Source organism: Bartonella sp. AA126HLJHH (assembly GCF_042197425.1).
Lineage (GTDB): Bacteria > Pseudomonadota > Alphaproteobacteria > Rhizobiales > Rhizobiaceae > Bartonella.
Genome location: NZ_JBHIRU010000086.1, coordinates 1 through 1,328 on the forward strand (window position 1 = coordinate 1; position 1,328 = coordinate 1,328).

Here is a 1,328-nt window from a genome sequence, read left to right on the forward strand (position 1 = left end):
ATGGAGTAATGAATGCATATATACAAAACGTATCATATTGCAAGCGCTCTATGAGAGATATGAAAACTTATCAAAAGGAATGTAAATGTGCGTATGATCTTTAATCACTCATTTGAATGAGAGAGCCTATAAACGCTTGTTATGGCTATCAAACGTATCAAACAAATCAAAACGCTCGGTAGCTTTATCAATCCAATTAAAAGCAAATGCATATTCAATAAATATCTGCAAAAAACGTTCTTTTTACATTTGGAAGCGTTGGTTTTTACAAAGCAGCTTTTCATAAAACAAATAAACAATTATGGTTTTTTGTTACCATTTTTATCAAGTCAATTTTATTAATAATAGTTATTAAAAAATCACAAAATTAGAATAGCCACTTGAAAATATACCCATATGAGTATATTAATAATCATGAGTAAAATAAAACGTATCATATGGCTTGGTTCTTCACTCAAAGATATAAAAAGTCTTCCTGATCTTATTCAACAAAGGATTGGTTATGCTCTTTATCTTGCTCAGATAGGAGATAGAGGAGAAAATGTTAAGGTTCTCAAGGGGTTTGGATCTGCCAATGTTCTAGAAATTATTGAACGCGATATTCAAGGAACTTATCGCGCTGTTTATACGATACAATATAAAAAATCTCTTTATGTGTTGCATTGTTTTCAGAAAAAATCGACCCGTGGCATTGCAACAGCAAAACCAGACATTAATCTGATTAAAGAACGTCTCAAGTTAGCAGAACAATTAGAAGGGAATTAAAATGATCAATGTTTTTCACGGTAGTTCCAATGTTTATGCGGATCTTGGCTTTTCAGATTCCAGAGAGATGCTTATCAAAGCGCAACTTGCTCATAAGATTAGTCAAATTCTGAAAGAAAAGAACTTAACACAAAAACAGGCTAGTCAACTTTTGAAAATGACTCAACCAAAACTGTCTAAACTCTTAAGTGGAGAATTTCGAGGAATTAGTGAAATGAAAATGCTTGAGTGTTTGGCAAAATTGGGAAACGATATAAAGATTATTGTTAATCCGAAAGAAGTTAAAACGCTTGAAGGACATTTTGAAGTTGTTTTTTCTTCTTAAACTTCTTTATGATTAGCTTTTTTGGATCTATTCATGCATGGCAATCTTATATAAAAAATAGTCAAATGAATCACGTATAAAAGTGTGGATTCTTGAGTGGATTCATATAAAATAATTACAAACAAACTATTGACTTTATTGTATTTTTGTTTATAATGTCCTTCAACAAGCGTGACCATCCGACGACCGTTTTCAACATCAATGCTCCCTTCATCACTGTAATAATCAAGATCATTAT

The 1,328-nt window shown here is 31.4% G+C and carries 3 protein-coding genes; 2 read left to right on the forward strand and 1 reads right to left on the reverse strand.

Features of this window, described 5'->3' with window-relative positions:
- Window positions 1–414: 414 nt before the first annotated feature.
- On the forward strand, window positions 415–765 hold the full coding sequence (locus tag ACFIQC_RS09825; protein WP_375616946.1) for a type II toxin-antitoxin system RelE/ParE family toxin: 351 nt from the start codon (window positions 415–417) through the stop codon (window positions 763–765).
- Window position 766: 1 nt separating this feature from the next.
- Entirely contained in the window at window positions 767–1,090 is a 324-nt protein-coding gene (locus tag ACFIQC_RS09830; protein WP_015856199.1) for a helix-turn-helix domain-containing protein, read from the forward strand.
- On the opposite strand, the gene ACFIQC_RS09835 is transcribed toward ACFIQC_RS09830, so the two are convergent.
- The coding region (locus ACFIQC_RS09835; RefSeq protein ID WP_375643953.1) for a hypothetical protein at window positions 1,087–1,328 on the reverse strand (242 nt) is incomplete at its 5' end. The genes ACFIQC_RS09830 and ACFIQC_RS09835 overlap by 4 nt on opposite strands.